Annotated in this window: 22 protein-coding genes; 7 read left to right on the top strand and 15 right to left on the bottom strand. The window is 57.6% G+C overall.

The window, feature by feature from the left end; all coding sequences use genetic code 11:
• Positions 1-206 precede the first annotated feature (206 nt).
• Positions 207-827 (bottom strand): FKBP-type peptidyl-prolyl cis-trans isomerase, encoded by a 621-nt coding sequence (fklB, locus tag CWM53_RS28665; protein WP_165785147.1) that lies wholly within the window; start codon positions 825-827, stop codon positions 207-209.
• Between the two features lie 218 nt (positions 828-1045).
• Here fklB and CWM53_RS28660 point away from each other — a divergent pair, with 218 nt between their 5' ends.
• Positions 1046-1717, top strand: coding sequence for a LysM-like peptidoglycan-binding domain-containing protein (locus CWM53_RS28660; protein WP_022064856.1), 672 nt, complete (start codon positions 1046-1048; stop codon positions 1715-1717).
• 111 nt (positions 1718-1828) lie between these two features.
• Here the strand turns inward: CWM53_RS28660 and rplI are convergent, their stop codons facing one another.
• From rplI to rpsF, 4 genes are read right to left on the bottom strand one after another with little or no spacing between them, the layout of a single operon-like run.
• Positions 1829-2278: a 50S ribosomal protein L9 gene (gene rplI / locus CWM53_RS28655; RefSeq protein WP_008807173.1), complete on the bottom strand. Its 450-nt coding sequence runs from the start codon at positions 2276-2278 to the stop codon at positions 1829-1831.
• A 41-nt stretch (positions 2279-2319) separates the two neighbouring features.
• A complete protein-coding gene (rpsR, locus tag CWM53_RS28650) occupies positions 2320-2547 on the bottom strand; it encodes a 30S ribosomal protein S18 (protein WP_000135199.1) in 228 nt (75 codons plus the stop codon).
• A 4-nt stretch (positions 2548-2551) separates the two neighbouring features.
• Entirely contained in the window at positions 2552-2866 is a 315-nt protein-coding gene (gene priB, locus CWM53_RS28645; protein ID WP_002885722.1) for a primosomal replication protein N, read from the bottom strand.
• 5 nt (positions 2867-2871) lie between these two features.
• A complete protein-coding gene (gene rpsF / locus CWM53_RS28640) occupies positions 2872-3267 on the bottom strand; it encodes a 30S ribosomal protein S6 (RefSeq protein WP_008807174.1) in 396 nt (131 codons plus the stop codon).
• Positions 3268-3609: 342 nt separating this feature from the next.
• Between rpsF and CWM53_RS28635 the strand changes: the two genes are divergently transcribed.
• Together CWM53_RS28635 and CWM53_RS28630 are read left to right on the top strand one after the other, a co-directional pair.
• The gene (locus CWM53_RS28635) at positions 3610-3885 is read left to right on the top strand and encodes a DUF1471 domain-containing protein (RefSeq protein WP_061156018.1); all 276 of its coding nucleotides are present in this window, start codon (positions 3610-3612) and stop codon (positions 3883-3885) included.
• A gap of 149 nt (positions 3886-4034) precedes the next feature.
• Positions 4035-5228, top strand: a complete 1194-nt coding sequence (locus CWM53_RS28630) for an MFS transporter (RefSeq protein WP_100730129.1) — start codon at positions 4035-4037, stop codon at positions 5226-5228.
• Positions 5229-5290: 62 nt separating this feature from the next.
• Here the strand turns inward: CWM53_RS28630 and CWM53_RS28625 are convergent, their stop codons facing one another.
• From CWM53_RS28625 to ulaA, 6 genes are read right to left on the bottom strand one after another with little or no spacing between them, the layout of a single operon-like run.
• Positions 5291-5977, bottom strand: coding sequence for an L-ribulose-5-phosphate 4-epimerase (locus tag CWM53_RS28625; RefSeq protein ID WP_100730128.1), 687 nt, complete (start codon positions 5975-5977; stop codon positions 5291-5293).
• Positions 5977-6831, bottom strand: a complete 855-nt coding sequence (locus tag CWM53_RS28620; protein WP_008807178.1) for an L-ribulose-5-phosphate 3-epimerase — start codon at positions 6829-6831, stop codon at positions 5977-5979. The genes CWM53_RS28625 and CWM53_RS28620 overlap by 1 nt, the downstream gene beginning before the upstream one ends.
• A 9-nt stretch (positions 6832-6840) precedes the next feature.
• Complete coding sequence (ulaD, locus tag CWM53_RS28615; RefSeq protein ID WP_074387274.1) at positions 6841-7491, bottom strand: 3-keto-L-gulonate-6-phosphate decarboxylase UlaD; 651 nt, start codon at positions 7489-7491, stop codon at positions 6841-6843.
• Between the two features lie 13 nt (positions 7492-7504).
• Positions 7505-7972 carry a PTS ascorbate transporter subunit IIA gene (gene ulaC, locus CWM53_RS28610; RefSeq protein ID WP_100730127.1) on the bottom strand — a complete coding sequence of 156 codons (468 nt, stop codon included), beginning with the start codon at positions 7970-7972 and terminating at the stop codon, positions 7505-7507.
• 9 nt (positions 7973-7981) lie between these two features.
• Positions 7982-8287 carry a PTS ascorbate transporter subunit IIB gene (gene ulaB / locus CWM53_RS28605; RefSeq protein WP_100730126.1) on the bottom strand — a complete coding sequence of 102 codons (306 nt, stop codon included), beginning with the start codon at positions 8285-8287 and terminating at the stop codon, positions 7982-7984.
• Positions 8288-8299: 12 nt separating this feature from the next.
• Positions 8300-9700, bottom strand: coding sequence for a PTS ascorbate transporter subunit IIC (gene ulaA, locus CWM53_RS28600; RefSeq protein ID WP_046622924.1), 1401 nt, complete (start codon positions 9698-9700; stop codon positions 8300-8302).
• Between the two features lie 366 nt (positions 9701-10066).
• Here ulaA and ulaG point away from each other — a divergent pair, with 366 nt between their 5' ends.
• Together ulaG and ulaR are read left to right on the top strand one after the other, a co-directional pair.
• Entirely contained in the window at positions 10067-11131 is a 1065-nt protein-coding gene (ulaG, locus tag CWM53_RS28595) for an L-ascorbate 6-phosphate lactonase (protein WP_008807182.1), read from the top strand.
• Between the two features lie 107 nt (positions 11132-11238).
• Positions 11239-11994, top strand: coding sequence for an HTH-type transcriptional regulator UlaR (gene ulaR, locus CWM53_RS28590; RefSeq protein WP_004206453.1), 756 nt, complete (start codon positions 11239-11241; stop codon positions 11992-11994).
• On the opposite strand, the gene yjfP is transcribed toward ulaR, so the two are convergent.
• Entirely contained in the window at positions 11991-12707 is a 717-nt protein-coding gene (gene yjfP, locus CWM53_RS28585; RefSeq protein ID WP_100730125.1) for an esterase, read from the bottom strand. The two genes, ulaR and yjfP, sit on opposite strands and share 4 nt — an antisense overlap.
• A 209-nt stretch (positions 12708-12916) precedes the next feature.
• On the opposite strand from yjfP, the gene bsmA reads away from it, so the two are divergent.
• Positions 12917-13225: a biofilm peroxide resistance protein BsmA gene (bsmA, locus tag CWM53_RS28580; protein WP_008807185.1), complete on the top strand. Its 309-nt coding sequence runs from the start codon at positions 12917-12919 to the stop codon at positions 13223-13225.
• A gap of 137 nt (positions 13226-13362) precedes the next feature.
• Positions 13363-13638, top strand: a complete 276-nt coding sequence (gene yjfN / locus CWM53_RS28575) for a DUF1471 family protease activator YjfN (RefSeq protein WP_008807186.1) — start codon at positions 13363-13365, stop codon at positions 13636-13638.
• Here yjfN and CWM53_RS28570 read toward each other — a convergent pair.
• The 3 genes from CWM53_RS28570 to rnr form a co-directional block, all read right to left on the bottom strand.
• Positions 13629-15266 (bottom strand): isovaleryl-CoA dehydrogenase, encoded by a 1638-nt coding sequence (locus tag CWM53_RS28570; protein WP_074387278.1) that lies wholly within the window; start codon positions 15264-15266, stop codon positions 13629-13631. The genes yjfN and CWM53_RS28570 overlap by 10 nt on opposite strands.
• A gap of 125 nt (positions 15267-15391) precedes the next feature.
• The gene (rlmB, locus tag CWM53_RS28565; RefSeq protein WP_061156025.1) at positions 15392-16123 is read right to left on the bottom strand and encodes a 23S rRNA (guanosine(2251)-2'-O)-methyltransferase RlmB; all 732 of its coding nucleotides are present in this window, start codon (positions 16121-16123) and stop codon (positions 15392-15394) included.
• An 82-nt stretch (positions 16124-16205) separates the two neighbouring features.
• Positions 16206-18644 (bottom strand): ribonuclease R, encoded by a 2439-nt coding sequence (rnr, locus tag CWM53_RS28560; protein ID WP_100730124.1) that lies wholly within the window; start codon positions 18642-18644, stop codon positions 16206-16208.
• Positions 18645-18663: the final 19 nt, after the last annotated feature.

The raw sequence follows: 18663 nt of genomic DNA, 5'->3' as shown, positions 1-18663 counted from the left end.
CGGAGGGATGAATACTATGATTTAGATATAATGTTAATTTTATGTTTAAAGTGAGTGTTATATCACTCATCTACCGCGAAATAGCTCACAAAAATACACCCATATGCGATGAATGCAAAACATAATTCTAATTAATTTTTAACTTAAGGATTTTACGCTATTTTTGCGGCTTCCCCCACCTCAGAGGAAGAGGAAGCCTCTGCTGTTTAGATAATATCCAGCAGTTCAACTTCGAAGATCAGGGTGCTGAACGGAGGAATCGACGCGCCAGCGCCGCGTTCGCCGTAGGCCAGGTTGTGCGGGATCGTCAGTTCCCATTTAGAACCGACCGGCATCAGGGTCAGCGCTTCAATCCAGCCGCCAATCACGCCGGTCACCGGGAATTCAGCAGGCTCACCACGGGCGACGGAGCTGTCGAAGACGGTGCCGTCGATCAGTTTGCCGGTGTAGTGCACGCGTACGCGGTCGGTACGTGCCGGGATCGAGCCTTCGCCCTGGGTCAGTACGCGGAACTGCAGACCAGATTCGGTGCTGTTCACACCCTCTTTCTCGCGGTTTTCATCGAGGTATTTCTGGCCGTCGGCGGCCATAGCCTGGAAACGTTCGCGGCGTACGGCGTCAGCACGCTCGTGGATTTCACGCAGCGCACGGTGAACGGCTTCTACCGGCACCTGCGGCTGGTTACCTTCCAGCGCATCAGCGATACCCGCCACCAGCGCTTCCGGCAGCAGCCCCTGCAGGCCGGATTCGCTCAGCTGTTGTCCAACCTGCAAGCCGATACCGTAACTTGCCTGCGCTTCGATAGTGTCAAAAGTTGGGGTTGCCATCTTTGTTCCTTTTTGGGTGATAAACATCAAGAGAAAAGCGTGCGAAAGCATAACAGCCATAGCGAAATGGGTAAAACTTTGTCGGCGGATGATGACAAATCTCAGCGAAACAGAAACAATAGGTGGCAGCAGGTTAACTTTACTTTGTTCCGGTCATCAGGACGTTAGCCATCTATACTCATATGCAGGATAAAAATATGCGGAGCAGGAGGAAAGCCATGCCCGGGCGCTTTGAACTGACATCTACCCTGGCGAAGATCTGGCACGCCCCGGATCATTTTCGCCTCCTGGACCCGCTGCCCCCGATGCACCGCCGGGGTATCATCGCAGGCTTCCTGTTGGTCATTATCGGTATCCTTCTTCCTTCCGACGATAGCCAAAGCCCGGCGACAAACAGCCGCGAAGCGAACCTGAATCTTCAGTCGCAGTCCCAGCCGCAAGCTGGCGGCAATCAGGCCGTTCCGCTCCCGCCGATCACCAATACGCCGACCGTGAGCGATGCCGATCAGATGGCGCCCGTCGCCCCGGAGCCGATTCAGGACGAGCAGCCAGATCAGGCGCAGACGCAGCAGCCTGCTTCCCAACCGTATCAATCCTCGCAGCAGCAGTCCGCACCGGGTATTGAGCAGCAGTGGCGGACCTATCGCATCGAGTCAGGCAAAACCCTGGCCCAGCTGTTCCGCGATCATGGGCTGCCGGCCACCGACGTCTACGCGATGGCGCAGGTTGAAGGCGCTGGCAAACCATTAAGCACGTTGCAGAGTGGACAGACGGTGCAAATTCGGCAGAACGCCAACGGCGTAGTCACCGGCCTCACTATCGATACCGGCAACGGCCAGCAGGTGTTGTTTACCCGCCAGTCGAACGGCAGCTTTGTGCGTGCGCGATAGCGGAGAAGACGACAGCAAGCGTTACGCCGCCGCAACAAAATGAAAGGCGTTAAAAAGCAAAACGCCGGCACAAGGCCGGCGATTTGTTGTTACCAGAACGTCAGAGGCCGATTACTCAGCAACCACGTTGATGATAACTTTAGCGAATACTTCGCTGTGAACCTGGAAGTCCACTTCGTGCTCGCCAACGTTACGCAGAACGCCGTTCGGCAGGCGAACTTCGCTCTTAGCAACTTTAACGCCTGCTGCAGTAACAGCGTCAGCGATGTCGCGAGTACCGATGGAACCGAACAGTTTACCTTCGTCGCCAGCTTTAGACGCGATGGTTACGGATTCCAGGGCGTTGATCTGCGCAGCACGAGCTTCAGCAGCTGACAGAACGTCAGCCAGTTTGGCTTCCAGTTCAGCGCGACGTGCTTCGAAGAATTCAACGTTTTTCTTGGTAGCAGGAACAGCTTTACCCTGCGGGACCAGGAAGTTACGAGCATAGCCCGCTTTAACGTTAACCTGATCACCCAGGCTACCCAGGTTTGCTACTTTATCAAGCAGAATAACTTGCATTACCTTATCCTCTCAAAGTCGTATTAATGGACCGTGACCGATTACTGATGACGATCAGTGTACGGCAGCAGGGACAGGTAGCGAGCGCGTTTGATAGCGCGAGCCAGCTGACGCTGGTATTTTGCACGGGTACCGGTGATACGGCTCGGGACAATCTTACCGCTTTCGGTGATGTAGTTTTTCAGCGTAGCGATATCTTTATAGTCGATCTCTTGAACGCCTTCCGCGGTGAAACGGCAGAACTTGCGACGACGGAAATAACGTGCCATATGGCTAGTCTCCAGAATCTATCAATTCAATCTGCTCGGCATGCAGAACCATTTTGCTCAAGCCGTTCTTTGCCTTATGGCAAGAGATGAACCCTCGAACGGTTACTGCGCTACCGACCGTTATACTGTGAGTAATGGCCTGGTTTTCGTGACCGCTAATAATAACGGGCATTTGACACCATGCCTGCCGGTGAAAACCGGCTTCCTCCTGCACTGAACGATGCTCAAGCACGAACTGGCAGTGAGGAATTCCTGACGGGCTGACCTTACGAAGTGGAGTCCTGCAAATAATGCCGGACAGCTCCAGACGGTTGGTCATCAGGATTACTCTTCAGAATCCCCAGCTTCAGAATCATCTGCGGTTTCGTTGGCGAAATCTTCGCGACGCTCACGGCGCTCGTCTTTCGCTTTAACCATCGGAGATGCTTCGGTAACAGCGTGCTTAGTACGCATTACCATGCTGCGGATAACGGCGTCGTTGAAGCGGAAGTTAGTTTCCAGCTCATCGATCGCTTCCTGCGGTGCTTCAACGTTCAGCAGAACGTAGTGAGCTTTGTGCAGTTTGTTGATCGGATAAGCCAGCTGACGGCGGCCCCAGTCTTCCAGACGGTGGATCGTACCTGCTGCTGCAGTGATTGCACCAGTGTAACGTTCGATCATGCCCGGAACCTGTTCGCTCTGGTCAGGATGGACCATAAAAACGATTTCGTAATGACGCATCGAATTGCTCCTTACGGATTATTCAGCCTCCTGTCTGGGTCAGCCGCGGCCCATGGAGGCAAGGAACGTGTTAAAGGGCGGCTGAAAAATTGACGCGTCATTCTAATGGCGCCCCCCCAGGAACACAAGCGCATTTGCACAAATAATTCGCACTAAGCGCCAAGTTGCGCTAAGTGGGTGATTTAAAATCAACCAATAACGGAAGCGGCATTTTTTTGAACAACTGCATCAGAAAAGGTCGCCATGCGCCGGACACGCAGCGATTACACTTAAATCAGAAACCCAATGCCCACAGGAGATCCCCCGAGTCAGCGTCAGGACTGTCAGTCAGGAGCGTAGTATATGAAACTGAAAATCATCGTCATGATGGCCGCGCTTTTCTTCAGCGCCAACGCGCTGGCAGCTATCCAAATCACCGAACGACAGGCCCGCAACATGGACGACGTGCAGAGCCTCGGCGTTATCTATATCAATCATAATATGGCCACTGAGCACGAGGCCGAGCAGGCCCTTAGCCAGATGAGCGATGCGCAGGGGGCGAAATACTTTCAGCCCATCCTGATGCACGAACCAGAAACCAATGGCCCGCTTCGCGCCAGCGCGGTGATTTACCGCTAACGCCTGCCCGATTCTTCGCCTCTCCTCGCGAGGGGCGAAGCAAGGCCTGCGCCTAAACGCAATTGAGAATTATTTTACAAACCGACTTATCAGCGTCATCGCAACCTGATTTAATCAGCCACTCGCCTTTCGATAATCAGGAGTGATTGATGGTTCCGCGTTTCGCCACCTTAGGCCGTATCCCCAAAGGCGTTTGGGTACTCGGCGGCGTCAGCCTGCTGATGGATGTCTCCTCCGAGATGATCCACAGCCTCTTACCGCTGTTTATGGCCACCACCCTCGGCGCCAGCGTGATAATTATCGGTCTTATTGAGGGGCTGGCAGAAGCCACCGCCCTGATCCTGAAAGTCTTCTCCGGCGTGATCAGCGACTATGTCGGCAAGCGCAAAGGACTGGCGCTGCTGGGATACGGCCTGGGCGCGCTCAGCAAACCGCTGTTTGCCATCGCCCCCACCGCCGGAGTGGTGTTTAGCGCCCGCATGATTGACCGCGTGGGGAAAGGTATTCGCGGCGCGCCGCGCGATGCGCTGGTTGCTGACGTCACGCCGCCGGAGATCCGCGGCGCCGCCTTCGGGCTACGTCAGGCGCTGGATACCGTCGGCGCGTTTCTCGGTCCGCTGCTGGCGGTGCTACTGATGTTTATCTGGGCCAACGATTTCCACGCCATTTTCTGGGTGGCGGTCATTCCCGCCGTGCTCTCCATTCTCCTGCTGGGTTTTGGCCTGCAGGAGCCAAAATCCGCCATCGCCCATAAACGCAGCAATCCGCTGAAGCGCGAAAATCTGCAAAAGCTCTCCGCCGCCTACTGGTGGGTGGTCGCCATCGGCAGCATCTTCACCCTCGCCCGCTTCAGCGAAGCCTTTCTGGTGCTGCGCGCCCAGCAGATGGAGATCCCGCTGTTTACCATTCCGCTGGTGATGGTGGCGATGAACCTGGTCTACAGCCTCACGGCTTACCCGTTCGGTAAACTCTCAGACAGCATGAGTCACAGCAAACTGCTGCAGTGGGGACTGCTGGTGCTGATCCTCGCCGATATCGTGCTGGCGCTCAGCGGCCACTGGAGTACGCTGCTGCTCGGCGTTGCGCTGTGGGGGATTCATATGGGAATGACCCAGGGCCTGCTGGCAGCGATGGTTGCGCATACCGCGCCGCCGGAACTACGCGGTACGGCATTCGGCATGTTCAACCTGATGAGCGGCCTGGCGCTGCTGCTGGCCAGTACCGGCGCCGGGGTACTGTGGGAAACCTTCGGCGCCGCCTCGACGTTTTACGCTGGCGCGATGATTTGCGTGGTCACGCTCATCGGCATGCGCGTGATGCCATCGGCCTATCGTCAGGATTAAAAACGGCTCCGGGGCCAGACCAGTTGCTTCACCGTGACGGTGAAAGCCCCGGAGCGCGCTGTTTACTTCTGCCCGTAGTAGGCGTTTGGCCCGTGTTTACGCAGAAAATGTTTTTTCATCAGCCAGCTGTCGATTGGCTGCAGCTGCGGATTAATGCCGCGGGCAATCCACGCCATGCGCGCCACTTCTTCCATTACCACCGCGTTGTGTACCGCCTCGTGGGCGTCTTTGCCCCAGGCAAACGGCCCGTGCTGATAGACGACGATCCCTGGCGTATGCAGCGGATTCGACGCACCCAGCGTTTCGATAATCACCAGGCCGGTGTTCAGCTCGTAAGCCTCGTCCACCTCCTGTGCGCTAAGCGCCCGGGTGCAGGGGATATCACCGAAGAAATAATCCGCATGAGTGGTGCCGAGCGCCGGGATCGCCAGCCCCGCCTGCGCCCAGGCGGTGGCGTGCGTCGAGTGGGTATGCACCACCCCGCCAAGGTCGGGATAACGACGATAGAGCGCCAGATGGGTGGCGGTATCAGAGGAGGGGCGATACAGCCCTTCCACCACGTTGCCCTCAAGATCCACGACAACCATATCGTCCGCCTTCATGGTCTCATAGGCGACGCCGCTGGGCTTAATCACCACCAGCCCGCGCTGCCGGTCAATGGCGCTGACATTGCCCCAGGTGAAGGTCACCAGGCCGTAGCGCGGCAGATCCATATTGGCCTCGAACACCTGCTGTTTCAGTTGTTGCATTACGCCGCCTCCATCAGGCCCGCGCGGGCCATCCGCGCCTTCACCCAGTCACGTGCCTTCGCCACCTCCGCCAGCGGGTCAGCGCTGGTTTCGCTCCACATCTCAATCAGGTACGGGCCACAGTAGCCGGTTTGCTTGAGCGTTTCGAAGCAGCGTTCAAAATCAACCACCCCTTCGCCGAACGGCACGTTTTTAAAGACGCCAGGTTTCGTGTCTTTGACGTGTACCGCCACGATATGCCCGCTCCCCGCCTTCAGTTCCATCTGGACGTCGTTATCCCACGCTGACAGATTGCCGATATCAGGGTAAAGCTGGAACCACGGATTATTCAGGTAATGGGCGTAGCCTAAGGCCTTACTGATCGAGTTCATCAGCGGGTAATCCATGATCTCCATCGCCAGGGTGACCTGGGCACGGCTGGCCATCTCGACGCTCTGTTTCAGGCCGTCGCGAAAGCGGCGGCGCGTCTCATCGTTCGCCTGCTGGTAATAGACGTCGTAGCCTGCCAGCTGGATCACCCGGATCCCCACATCCTGCGCCAGCTGGATGGCTTTACGCATAATTTCCAGCCCCTGATGACGCACCGCGTCGTCTTCACTACCCAGCGGAAAACGGCGATGGGCGCTAAGGCACATCGATGGTACCCGGACGCCGGTGTCAGCCACCGCCTTGACCAGCGCCAGACGCTGCTCGGGGCTCCAGTCCAGTCGCGCAAGGCGAACGTCCGTTTCATCGAGAGACATTTCCACAAAATCAAAACCCAGCGCCTTCGCCAGCTGCAGCCGCTCCAGCCAGCACTCCCCGGCGGGGAGCGCTTTTTCATAGATGCCGAGCGGAATGGATTTCGCCAACATAACCGCTCCTTAACCCCACAGCTGGGCGATTGAGCGTTTAAACTGGCGCGCCGCTTCCACCGGCGAGGCGGCATCGCGGATGCTGCGCCCGGCAATAAAGACGTGGATAGGGATCCCGGCGAACAGCGGCAGGTCTTCCAGCGCCAGGCCGCCGGTGACAGTCACTTTGAAGCCCATATCGGACAAACGTTTAATCGCGCTGATATCCGCCTCGCTCCACGCCACGCCTGCCGCCTGTGCGTCGCGGCTGCGGTGATAGACCACCTGCTGAATACCCGCCTCGCGCCATGCCTGCGCCTGCTCCCAGGTCCAGAAGCCGGTCAGCTCAATTTGCACATCGCCGTTATATTCTTTGGCGACGTCCAGCGCCCCTTTGGCGGTATTGATATCGGCACAGCAGATCACCGTGACCCAGTCGGCGTTGGCTTCAAAGCACATCCGCGACAGGATCTTGCCGGCGTCGGCAATTTTGGCGTCCGCCAGCACGATTTTATGCGGATACAGCGCTTTCAGATCGCGCACCGCACGCACCCCTTCGCCGACGCAAAGAATAGTGCCGACTTCAATGATATCCACCTCTTCGGCGATCAGGCGGGTCGTTTCATAGGCGCTGGCCAGCGTTTGGTTGTCCAGAGCGACCTGTAACATAGGTAATGACATGATGGTGTTCCTTTTAAACAGCCGCCGCGGTGGCGTTTTTGATTAAATCCAGCACTTCCTGCTCGCTACGGCAGGCGCGTAAACGGTCGAAATTGGCTTCATCGTCAAACAGGTTAACGATCTGCATGATGCCCACCTCCTGGTGGGTGGTGGCGTCAACCGCCGCCATAGTGATCAGGATGTCGACCGGGTCGTTATCTTCGTGATTGAAAATCAACGGTTTTTTTAGCGTCACCAGCGCAAAGCCGGTTTTTTTGACGCCCTCTTCCGGCCGCCCGTGCGGCATCGCCAGCCCCGGCGCGATAACAAAATAGGGGCCATGCTGCGCGACGCCGTCGATGATCGCCTGGTAGTAACGCGGTTCCACTACGTCGGCGGCCACCAGCAAATCGACGCCGATCTTCACCGCCTCCTGCCAGGTTTCCGCTTCCGCCTGCAGGCGAATGGAGTGGTTCTGCGCCAGTGAGTCATGGAGTTTCATGGCCGCTCCTTATTTCAGGTCCTGCGGGAAGTGAGCTTTGATCACCTCCAGCAGTTTTGGGCCGAAATCCGCCGGCGACAGCATATTGCGTACGCCCACCACGTGTTTATTGCCGGAGACGGTAATCTCCCCCGCGATATGGGTTGAAGCGATGATGATATCCGCGCCGTTCAGCTCGCTTCTGTATTCACCTACCGCGCAGCTGTTTACCGTGTGGTCGATGTTGGATTGCGTCAGGAACTGATCCACCTTCATTTTCATGATCATGGAACTGCCTTGCCCGTTGCCACACACAGCCAGAATACGTACGGTCATAATCAGAACTCCTTATTGGGCAGAGGCCTCTGCCAGTTGTTTTTCCGCGTCTTCCTCGGCGCGCAGTGCGCGGCCGGCGAAGAACATATAAGCCAGTGCAATCAGGATGATGACGGCCATAAACGCCAGCCCGATGGAGGCGAAGCCCTGCATCATCGGCGGCGCCAGAATCGACCAGTCCGCCATCCCCATCCAGGCGCTCATACCGGTGAGCTTCACCGCCCATACGCAGCCGAAGATTTCAATCATGCCCATCACCAGGCAGATCTTGAGCGCCGCGCGCCAGCCGCCGAAGTGGTTGGCAAAAACGCCAATCGTCGCGTTGGAGAAGAACATCGGGATAAAGCCTGGAATAATCAGAATTGAAGAGCCGATGCCGACCAGAATGCCGACGGCAATCAGCTGGCCGATGGTGCCCCACATAAAGCCCCACACCACCGCATTCGGCGCAAAGCTGTAGATCGCGGCGCAGTCAATCGCCAGCACCGCGCCGGGGATCAGGCGTTGCGAGATACCGTTGAAGGCTTCGGACAGTTCGGCGACGAACATCCGCACGCCCTGGGTAATGATGAAAATGGCCACCGCGAAGGAGAAACCGGTCTGCAGGATATAGACCGTCCAGTGGGTTTTGCCCGCCATCGCCTGCACCACGTCAATACCGAAGGAAAGCAGGATCGCGCCAAAGAAAATGGTCATCACAATCGCGGTAGAAACGATGTTGTCGTGGAAGATATTCAGCCAGCCGGGCAGTTTGAGGTCTTCGACGCTCTCCTCTTTTTTCCCCAGATACGGCGCCACTTTGTAGGCAATCCACGAGGCAAACTGCTGCTGGTGACCGATGGAAAAACCGCAGCCGTCGGTGACCAGCTGAGTCGGCTTGAACATCATGTTGGAGGTGATCCCCCAGTACAGGGAGACCAGTACCGCGGTGCAGATAATAGTCGTCCACATCCCGTAACCAAAGATGAAGAACGAGACCGCAATCAGCCCCGCCTGCTGAAACATGATATGGCCAGTCAGCATGATGGTGCGGATACCGGTAATGCGCCGCAGCAGGACATAACAGATGTTGAGCGCCAGTGCCAGGAGCACCGCATACCCCACCCAGCTGTAGGCCTCGCCCATCCGGTCGATGGTCGCCATCATCGAGGCGTAAGTGTCGGAAATCGCGCCATTGATGCCATAGACCTCTGACATTTTCGCCACCACCGGCTTAAAGGTGCTGGTGAGGATGCCGGAACCGGCTTGTAACAGCATGAAACCAATGATGGTTTTGATCGTACCTTTGATAATCACGCTGACGCTTTTACGCAACAGGATATAGCCAAGGCAGGTCACGATACCCAGCAGCAGCGGGGCATTGGTCATGACCTGATTAAAGAAGACGGTAAAGATGTTGTAGAGGATCTCCATAACACACTCCAGAAGAGGAAGGCTTTGAACGCGCATGTCGCTCAGCAGTTGTCGTCGCCCTCACTCTAATAATCAAAAATAATCACAACAAGATTGAATTTGATTAAATGTGACGTACACCGCAATAATCCTCACTTTCACTCTGGTCATTACCAATTATGTACGTAGACACACAAATAAACATCTTTAAATCATATAGATAAAACAACACCTAACGTCAATTTGAGCGGATAGAGCCCGGAAATTATGCGCGACGCCTCGCAAAAATGCAGGAAAACAAGATTGCAATCTTGAAAACACAGTGACAACATAAATCAAAACCAATCAAATACTGATTACTTTTGAAAATGCATGAGGAAGACCGCGATGAGTAAAGTCCAAACCATCACCCGAGAATCATGGATCCTGAACACCTTTCCGGAATGGGGTAGCTGGCTGAATGAAGAGATTGAACAAGAGCAGGTTGCGCCAGGCACCTTCGCCATGTGGTGGCTGGGCTGTACCGGCATCTGGTTAAAATCCGAGGGTGGGGCTAACGTCTGCGTCGATTTCTGGTGCGGCACCGGCAAACAGAGCCACGGCAATCCGCTGATGAAAACCGGCCATCAAATGCAGCGGATGGCGGGGGTGAAGAAACTGCAGCCAAACCTGCGCACCACGCCGTTCGTGCTCGATCCGTTCGCCATTCGCCAGATTGACGCCGTACTGGCGACCCATGATCATAACGATCATATTGACGTCAACGTCGCCGCCGCCGTGATGCAGAACTGCCCGGCCGATGTGCCCTTTATTGGGCCGAAAACCTGCGTCGATCTGTGGATAGGCTGGGGCGTACCGAAAGCGCGGTGTATCGTCATGAAGCCCGGCGATGTGGTGAAGATCAAAGACATTGAGATCCACGCGCTCGACGCGTTCGATCGCACGGCGCTGATCACCCTCCCGGCGGATCAAAAAGCCGCCGGCGTGCTGCCGGACGGCATGGACCAGCGCGCAGTCAACTATCTGTTTAAAACACCGGGTGGCAATCTCTACCACAGCGGCGATTCCCACTACTCCAACTACTACGCGAAACACGGCAACGAGCATCAAATTGACGTCGCCCTCGGCTCGTATGGCGAGAACCCACGCGGCATCACCGACAAAATGACCAGCGCCGATATCCTGCGTATGGCAGAGTCGCTCAACGCCAAAGTGGTGATCCCGTTCCACCATGATATCTGGTCAAATTTTCAGGCCGATCCGCAGGAGATCCGCGTCCTGTGGGAGATGAAAAAGGATCGTCTGAAGTACGGCTTCAAGCCGTTTATCTGGCAGGTCGGCGGCAAATTTACCTGGCCGCTGGATAAAGACAATTTCGAATATCACTACCCGCGCGGCTTCGATGACTGCTTTACCATTGAGCCGGACCTGCCGTTCAAATCCTTCCTTTAAGCCGCCTCCGGCAGGCACTGCCTGCCGGAAATACCCCGCCGCAGGGTTAGTATTTTCACATGATTTCAAATATCATCTTTGCCGTTCACTTTTAATCGGATTCGCTCATGACGGAAGCGCAAAGGCACCAAATTCTGCTGGATCTGCTCGCCCAAACGGGGTTTGTTACCGTAGAGCAGGTGATGTCGCGGCTCGGGATCTCACCCGCAACCGCCCGACGTGATATCAACAAGCTGGATGAAAGCGGCAAACTGAAAAAGGTTCGCAATGGCGCGGAAGCCATTAGTGAGCAGCGCCCCCGCTGGACGCCAATGAACATCCACCAGGCGCAAAATCTGGATGAAAAAGTGCGTATTGCACGCGCCGCTTCGCAGCTGATCGCACCGGGGGAAAGTATCGTCATTAACTGCGGCTCCACCGCCTTTCTGCTGGGACGGGAACTGTGCGGTAAACCGGTGCAGATCATCACCAACTATCTGCCGCTGGCTAATTACCTGATCGATCAGGAGCACGACAGCGTGATTATCATGGGCGGGCAGTATAACCGCAGCCACGCCATCACACTCAGCCCCCACGGTAGCGAAAACAGCCTGTATGCCGGGCACTGGATGTTCACCAGCGGCAAAGGGCTCACCGCCGAAGGGCTCTACAAAACCGATATGTTGACCGCCATGGCCGAGCAGAAAATGCTCAGCGTGGTCGGCAAACTGGCGGTGCTGGTCGACAGCAGCAAGATCGGCGAGCGCGCCGGGATGTTATTCAGCCAGGCCGGGCAAATTGACGTGGTGATCACCGGGAAACAGGCTGATGCCGCAATCCTCAAACAGCTTGAGGATCAGGGCGTCAGCGTGATCCGCGTTTAAAGATGCTGGCGGAAAAAGGCGACCGTCGCGGCCAGCGCCTCTGGCGTAATGCGATGGCGGACGCCCTTTTGCCAGACGCAGGTCAGCCTGGCGGCAAGATCGCCTTGCCGCAGCGCCTGCTCAAGACGGAAGGTCTCTTCCGGCGGCACCACATCGTCAGCGTCCCCATGCCAGAGCAACAGCGGCCGCCGGGCAAGGGACGCCAGCTGATGGCTGACATCCCACTCGCGGAGACTGTCAGCATCAAAGCCAGGCGAGGGAAACAGGGTTTGCGACAGCGAACGAAAATAGCCCGACCCCATCAGACAAGCGACGCTGTTCAGTTCGGGATGGTGCGTCATGATGCCCAGCGCCGTCATCCCTCCCATCGAGGCGCCAGCCACCGCCAGCCGCTCTCCCTCCAGCCATCCCTCGGCGATAATCGCCTCGCGCAGCGCGGGAAACTCCCTGAAACTCTGCTGCAGGATCGGCCAGAAGCGCTGCATCCGCCCGGCCTCGTCGCCCTGATAACGCGCCCCATGCTCCGGGGCGTCCGGCATGATCACCCGGAAGCCCGCCTCGGCCAACGCCACCGCAAAGTAGCTGTAGACCAGCTTCGAGGAGGTAAAGCCATGATAAAAGACGATACAGGGCAAAGGTTTATCCAGACTCTCCTGTGGGCAGGCATGCAAAATTTCACCGCCGCCGAGGTTGCGCATTTCTAGTGCAATCATTTATCGTCTCCCTTCTCTATCGTGGTTAGGCGTCATGGGAAAATTCATTCATCAGGCAACCCGGTTTGCTACGATTCATAATGTTGAGAACCTGGTTACGCTTTCACAACATTTTCATTCGAAAATCGCGTCAGAGATAACAGTTCGGGAACATTCCCCGGAAATCCTGTTAAGGCTACCACTACACTATCACTATCAGGAAACGAGATATGGTTATGCGCAGGTTTTCACCGTGGTTACTGGCTATCGTCCTCAGCGGGTGTAGTGCCCTGCAGGGGACGCCGGAAGCCCCGCCGCCCGCCACCGACCATCCGCAGGAGATCCAGCGTAATCAGACGGCTGGCCTGCAGAAAATGGCCACGGTGAGTGTGCTGATGTACGGTTCGCCGATGGATGTCGAAGCAGCGCTGAAGGCCAAAGCAGAAGCGGCCAAAGCCGATTACTACGTCATCATCATGATCGATGACACCATGGTACCCGGCCAGTGGTATTCGCAGGCGATCCTCTATCGTCGATGACGAGGCGGCGTCTTTAAATCTGCTTTACACAGCTTTGCGTCCATTCACGTTCTCCTGTGCATAATAACGTTCGGCCAGCCACCTGGCAGGACGTTAGCAACGGACTGCCCTTGGGACTACGTGAAATGGAGCTGACGATGAAACGATCTTTTACCCTACCCAGCCTGCTGTTTACCGCTGCGACGGCCAATACGTCCGCGCAGTCAGCCGAATTCGCCAGCGCGGATTGCGTCACTGGCCTGAATGAAATCGGTCTGATCTCCGTCACTAATCTTTCCGGCAGCCAACAGGATGTGGAGCACGCCATTGCCCGAAAAGCGGACGAGCAAGGCGCCTCCTGGTATCGCATTATTCAGATGTACGAAGAACAACAGCCGGACAGCTGGCGCGTACAGGCCATACTCTACGCCTGAGGCGCCTGGCGCCCGCGCCCCATGGCCCGCAGCAGCAGGTCGTCGAGGGTCGGCGCATCAAGACGCATGCCGCCGCGGGTGTCGAGCATCATCCGACACCAGGCTTCAGCCAGCGGCGGCGAAGCGTGGCGCAGCATCTGCGCCCCCGCGCCAAGACGATAGACCAGCCGGGCAATCTCTCTCCCCTGCTCTTCGGCGGGCCGTCTCAGCAGTTGCTGCAGTTGACGCCACGCGCGGTCGAGATGGCGATTCTGTCCTTTCACCTCCGCGCACTCTGCCGCCAGCAGCTCCATCGCCGCCGGCTGCTTGCTGAGCACCCGCATGACATCGAGACACATAATGTTGCCGGAACCTTCCCAGATGCTGTTGACCGGCATCTCACGGTAGAGGCGCGGGAGTTCGCTCTCCTCGCAATAGCCGATGCCGCCGAGCACTTCCATCGCCTCGGCGACAAACGGGATACCGGCCTTGCAGATGGCAAACTTGGCCGCAGGCGTAAACAGGCGCGCCCATGCGCTTTCCCGGGCATCATCCCGACGGTCCCAGGCGCGAGCCAGACGAAACAGAAACGCGGTTTGCCCCTCCAGACGCAGCGCCATTTGCCCCAGCAGCTGGCGCATCATCGGCTGATCGACCAGGTTTTTGCCAAACGCCTGACGCTGTAGCGCGTGATACAGCGCCACCGAGAAAGCGCGACGCATCAGGGCATGGCTGCCCAGCGCGCAGTCAAAGCGGGTCAGGCCGCCCATCCTGAGGATCTGCCGCACGCCGTCGCCCTCTTCGCCCACCAGCCAGCCGCAGGCATCATAAAACTCCACTTCACTGCTGGCGTTGGAGCGGTTGCCGAGCTTCTCTTTTAAGCGTTCAAGACGCACGCCGTTGCGCTGCCCGTCTGGCAGCAGACGCGGCACAAAGAAGCACGACAGTCCCGCGGGGGCCTGGGCCAGCACCAGGTGGGCATCGCTCTGCGGCACTGAGAAGAACCACTTGTGTCCCACCAGCCGGTAAAACCCTTCCGCCGTTTTCTCCGCGCGGGTGGTATTGCTCAGCACATCAGAGCCCCCTTGCTTCTCGGTCATCCCCATGCCAATCAGCAGGCCGCGCTTCTGACCGCCAGGCGCGAGGTGGGGATCGTAACGGTCGCTAAGCAGCGGCGACAGCCAGTCGCGAAAGGGCGCGGGCAGGGCGTGCTGCAGCAGCGGCGTCGCGGCGAAGGTCATGGTAATCGGGCACAATGTCCCAGCCTCCACCTGGGCATGGAGCAGAAAGCGAGCGGCGCGCGCCACAAAAGCGCCTTCACGGGCATCCTCCTGCCAGGCGAGGTTATGCACCCGGTTTGCACACAGCCCCTGCATCAGCAGGTGCCAGGCGGGATGGAAGCGCACATCGTCCAGCCGGGCGCCGGTGGCGTCATAACGCAGCAGCTCCGGTGGGTTACTGTTGGCCAGACGTCCCAGCTCCAGTGATTCGGCGGTCCCCAGCTGCTGGCCAATACTGGCGAGCAGATCGCCATCCCAGCCGGCGCCTTCGCGGACCACCGCTTCACGCAGGGCGGTATCGGACAGGAAAAGATTGCTGTTATTCAGCGGAGTCGGTTGATTAAAAACGGTGTGCGTTTGCCAGTGCATCGTGTCTCCCTCCATCAATGGCGATAGCCATAAGTATGGTTTTCAAGGGGGATTCTCGCCCGCGAAAGCGGTCACAAAAAAGCCATCCCGAAGGATGGCTTTTTTTGATTCGTCGACGGTTCAGCTTAGCTGCGCTGGCGTACCGCTTCAAACAGGCAGATGCCGGTGGCCACCGAGACGTTCAGCGAGGAGACGCTGCCCGCCATCGGGATGCTGATTAGCTCATCGCAGTGCTCGCGGGTCAGACGACGCATACCTTCGCCTTCAGCGCCCATCACCAGCGCCATCGGACCGGTCATTTTGCTCTGGAACAGCGTATGGTCGGCTTCGCCAGCGGTCCCGACGATCCAGACGTTTTCTTCCTGCAGCAGACGCATAGTGCGCGCCAGGTTGGTCACGCGGATTAGCGGGACGTTCTCCGCCGCGCCGCAGGCCACTTTCTTCGCCGTCGCATTCAGCTGAGCGGAACGATCTCGCGGCACGATCACCGCATGCACGCCGGCGGCGTCGGCGCTACGCAGGCAGGCGCCGAGGTTGTGCGGATCGGTTACGCCGTCGAGGATCAGCAGGAACGGCTGATCGTGCTGCGCCAGCAGATCCGGCAGATCGTTCTCCTGATACTGACGTCCGGGCTTCACGCGAGCAATGATCCCCTGATGCACCGCGCCTTCGCTCTTCTCATCGAGGAACTGGCGGTTGGCCACCTGAATCACCACGCCCTGCGCTTCCAGGGCATGGATCAGCGGCAGCAGGCGCTTATCCTCACGGCCTTTCAGAATATAAACTTCCTGAAAACGCTCAGGTGCGCGTTCCAGCAGTGCCTGCACCGCATGGATGCCGTAAATCATTTCACTCATTGATGTACTCGTTTTAGGTTCTGTTATCCGTCCCCTTCACCCCGTTCTGCGCCAGCAGACTTCTGGAGTGAAGGGACGTCAATCACTCGGCGATTTTCTTCTTTGCCGCGCGCTTGGCTTTGGTCGCGGCGGCGATTTTCTGTGTTTTCGCCGACGGTTTTTTCGCTTTCTTCTCGCCTTTGGGCTTCGCTTTAGCCTGCTCTTTTTCTTTGCGGAACGCGCTATCCGGCTCGAAGTTCACCTGTTTACCCACCTGGCGGCGACGGCCACCCGGTTTGCCAGAGGTGCTCTTTTTCGCTTTCTCACGGGCAGTTTTGCCAACATTACGCGGCGCACGCTCGCTGGAAATCAGGCTGAAATCAATCTTACGCTCGTCCATGTTGACGGCTTCCACGCGGACTTCCACACGGTCGCCCAGACGATAAGTCTGGCCGCCGGACTCGCCGATCAGCCGCTGGCCAACCTGGTCAAAACGGTAATAGTCGTTATCCAGGGAGGAGACATGCACCAGACCGTCAATAAACAGATCGTTCAGGCGGACAAAGAAGCCAAAGCCGGTCACGCTGGCGATGACACCGGAGAAGGTGTTGCCCACCTGATCCTGCATGAAGTCGCACTTCAGCCAGTCGGATACTTCACGCGTCGCTTCGTCGGCGCGGCGCTCGGTCATCGAACAGTGCTGGCCCAGCTGCAGCATCTCTTCCATGCTGTAGTGCCAGCCGCCGGTCTCGGTGCTATTCCCTTTATGTCCCTGCTCTTTTGCCAGCAGATACTTGATGGCGCGGTGCAGCGACAGATCCGGGTAGCGGCGAATCGGCGAGGTGAAGTGGGCGTATGACTGCAGCGCCAGGCCAAAGTGGCCACGGTTTTCCGGATCGTAAACGGCCTGCTTCATGGAGCGCAGGAGCATCGTTTGCAGCATTTCTGCATCCGGGCGATCGGCAATGGAGGTCAACAGTTCGGCGTAATCGCGCGGCTCCGGCTTGTTGCCGCCCGGCAGCTCCAGTCCCAGCTCAGCCAGCACGGTACGGAACGAGGTAATCGCTTCGGTGCTTGGCTTATCGTGGATACGGAACAGTGCCGACTCCTGCGCTTTCTCAACGAAACGCGCGGCGGAGATGTTCGCCAGGATCATACACTCTTCAATCAGCTTATGCGCATCGTTACGCTGAGTCTGTTCGATACGCTCAATACGGCGTTCGGCATTGAAGATGAATTTAGCTTCTTCACTTTCAAATGAGATACCGCCGCGCTCTTCGCGGGCGCTATCCAGCACTTTGTAGAGGTTATGCAGCTCTTCAATATGCTTCACCAGCGGCGCGTAGTGTTCGCGCAGCTCCTGATCGCCCTGCAGCATATGCCACACTTTGGTGTAGGTCAGGCGAGCATGTGAACTCATCACCGCTTCATAGAACTTAAAGCCGGTCAGGCGGCCTTTTGACGAAATCGTCATCTCGCACACCATACACAGGCGATCGACCTGCGGATTCAGCGAGCACAGGCCGTTCGACAGCACTTCCGGCAGCATCGGTACCACCTGCGACGGGAAGTAGACCGACGTCCCGCGGCTACGCGCTTCACCGTCCAGCGGCGTACCAGGGCGCACATAGTAGCTCACGTCGGCGATAGCCACCCACAGACGCCAGCCGCCGCCGCGTTTCTTCTCGCAGTACACCGCGTCATCGAAGTCGCGGGCATCTTCGCCATCAATAGTGACCAGCGGCAGAGAGCGCAGATCGACGCGTCCGGCTTTCGCCTCTTCCGGCACCTGCTCTTTGAGGCCGGAAACCTGTTTTTCCACCGCTGGCGGCCAGACGTAAGGAATTTCATGGGTACGCAGCGCCATATCGACGGCCATGCCGGTGCCCATGTTGTCGCCCAGCACTTCGACGATTTTCCCGACCGCTTTGGTGCGGCGGGTTGGGCGCTGGGTCAGTTCGACCACCACCACGTAGCCCATCCGCGCGCCCATGATTTCTTCAGGCGGGATCAGGATATCGAAACTCAGGCGGCTGTCGTCCGGGACGACGAAGCCAACGCCAGCGTCGGTGAAGTAGCGGCCAACAATCTGGCTGGTTTTCGGTACCAGCACGCGAACGATGCGCGCCTCGCGGCGACCCTTACGGTCCGCACCCAGCGGCTGGGCCAGCACTTGGTCACCGTGAATACAGGTTTTCATCTGCTCTGACGACAGATACAGATCGTCCTTACGCCCTTCAACGCGCAGGAACCCAAAGCCATCACGGTGGCCAATAACGGTACCTTTGAGGAGATCAAGGCGCTCCGGCAGCGCATAGCACTGGCGCCGTGTAAAGACCAGTTGACCGTCGCGCTCCATCGCGCGCAGGCGGCGGCGCAGCGCTTCTATTTGTTCTTCGCCCTCAATATTTAACTCGATGGCCAGCTCATCGCGGCTGGCAGGCTTTTCCCGTTTGGTTAAATGTTCGAGGATAAATTCCCGGCTAGGGATGGGATTCGCGTACTTCTCAGCTTCGCGTTCCTGGAATGGATCTTGTGACATATCGGTTCCTCCGTTGTCA

It is taken from the genome of Klebsiella sp. A-Nf5, assembly GCF_002810545.1.
GTDB classification, from domain to species: Bacteria; Pseudomonadota; Gammaproteobacteria; order Enterobacterales; family Enterobacteriaceae; genus Klebsiella; species Klebsiella variicola.
Note: the sequence above shows the minus strand (reverse complement) of the source record. Positions and strands in the feature narration are given on the sequence as shown.

Excerpts from the sequence above, each read along its gene's own strand:
- fklB (WP_165785147.1), bottom strand. The coding sequence starts at position 827 with ATGGCAACCCCAACTTTTGACACTATCGAAGCGCAGGCAAGTTACGGT.
- CWM53_RS28660 (WP_022064856.1), top strand. The coding sequence starts at position 1,046 with ATGCCCGGGCGCTTTGAACTGACATCTACCCTGGCGAAGATCTGGCAC.
- rplI (WP_008807173.1), bottom strand. The coding sequence starts at position 2,278 with ATGCAAGTTATTCTGCTTGATAAAGTAGCAAACCTGGGTAGCCTGGGT.
- rpsR (WP_000135199.1), bottom strand. The coding sequence starts at position 2,547 with ATGGCACGTTATTTCCGTCGTCGCAAGTTCTGCCGTTTCACCGCGGAA.
- priB (WP_002885722.1), bottom strand. The coding sequence starts at position 2,866 with ATGACCAACCGTCTGGAGCTGTCCGGCATTATTTGCAGGACTCCACTT.
- rpsF (WP_008807174.1), bottom strand. The coding sequence starts at position 3,267 with ATGCGTCATTACGAAATCGTTTTTATGGTCCATCCTGACCAGAGCGAA.
- CWM53_RS28635 (WP_061156018.1), top strand. The coding sequence starts at position 3,610 with ATGAAACTGAAAATCATCGTCATGATGGCCGCGCTTTTCTTCAGCGCC.
- CWM53_RS28630 (WP_100730129.1), top strand. The coding sequence starts at position 4,035 with ATGGTTCCGCGTTTCGCCACCTTAGGCCGTATCCCCAAAGGCGTTTGG.
- CWM53_RS28625 (WP_100730128.1), bottom strand. The coding sequence starts at position 5,977 with ATGCAACAACTGAAACAGCAGGTGTTCGAGGCCAATATGGATCTGCCG.
- CWM53_RS28620 (WP_008807178.1), bottom strand. The coding sequence starts at position 6,831 with ATGTTGGCGAAATCCATTCCGCTCGGCATCTATGAAAAAGCGCTCCCC.
- ulaD (WP_074387274.1), bottom strand. The coding sequence starts at position 7,491 with ATGTCATTACCTATGTTACAGGTCGCTCTGGACAACCAAACGCTGGCC.
- ulaC (WP_100730127.1), bottom strand. The coding sequence starts at position 7,972 with ATGAAACTCCATGACTCACTGGCGCAGAACCACTCCATTCGCCTGCAG.
- ulaB (WP_100730126.1), bottom strand. The coding sequence starts at position 8,287 with ATGACCGTACGTATTCTGGCTGTGTGTGGCAACGGGCAAGGCAGTTCC.
- ulaA (WP_046622924.1), bottom strand. The coding sequence starts at position 9,700 with ATGGAGATCCTCTACAACATCTTTACCGTCTTCTTTAATCAGGTCATG.
- ulaG (WP_008807182.1), top strand. The coding sequence starts at position 10,067 with ATGAGTAAAGTCCAAACCATCACCCGAGAATCATGGATCCTGAACACC.
- ulaR (WP_004206453.1), top strand. The coding sequence starts at position 11,239 with ATGACGGAAGCGCAAAGGCACCAAATTCTGCTGGATCTGCTCGCCCAA.
- yjfP (WP_100730125.1), bottom strand. The coding sequence starts at position 12,707 with ATGATTGCACTAGAAATGCGCAACCTCGGCGGCGGTGAAATTTTGCAT.
- bsmA (WP_008807185.1), top strand. The coding sequence starts at position 12,917 with ATGGTTATGCGCAGGTTTTCACCGTGGTTACTGGCTATCGTCCTCAGC.
- yjfN (WP_008807186.1), top strand. The coding sequence starts at position 13,363 with ATGAAACGATCTTTTACCCTACCCAGCCTGCTGTTTACCGCTGCGACG.
- CWM53_RS28570 (WP_074387278.1), bottom strand. The coding sequence starts at position 15,266 with ATGCACTGGCAAACGCACACCGTTTTTAATCAACCGACTCCGCTGAAT.
- rlmB (WP_061156025.1), bottom strand. The coding sequence starts at position 16,123 with ATGAGTGAAATGATTTACGGCATCCATGCGGTGCAGGCACTGCTGGAA.
- rnr (WP_100730124.1), bottom strand. The coding sequence starts at position 18,644 with ATGTCACAAGATCCATTCCAGGAACGCGAAGCTGAGAAGTACGCGAAT.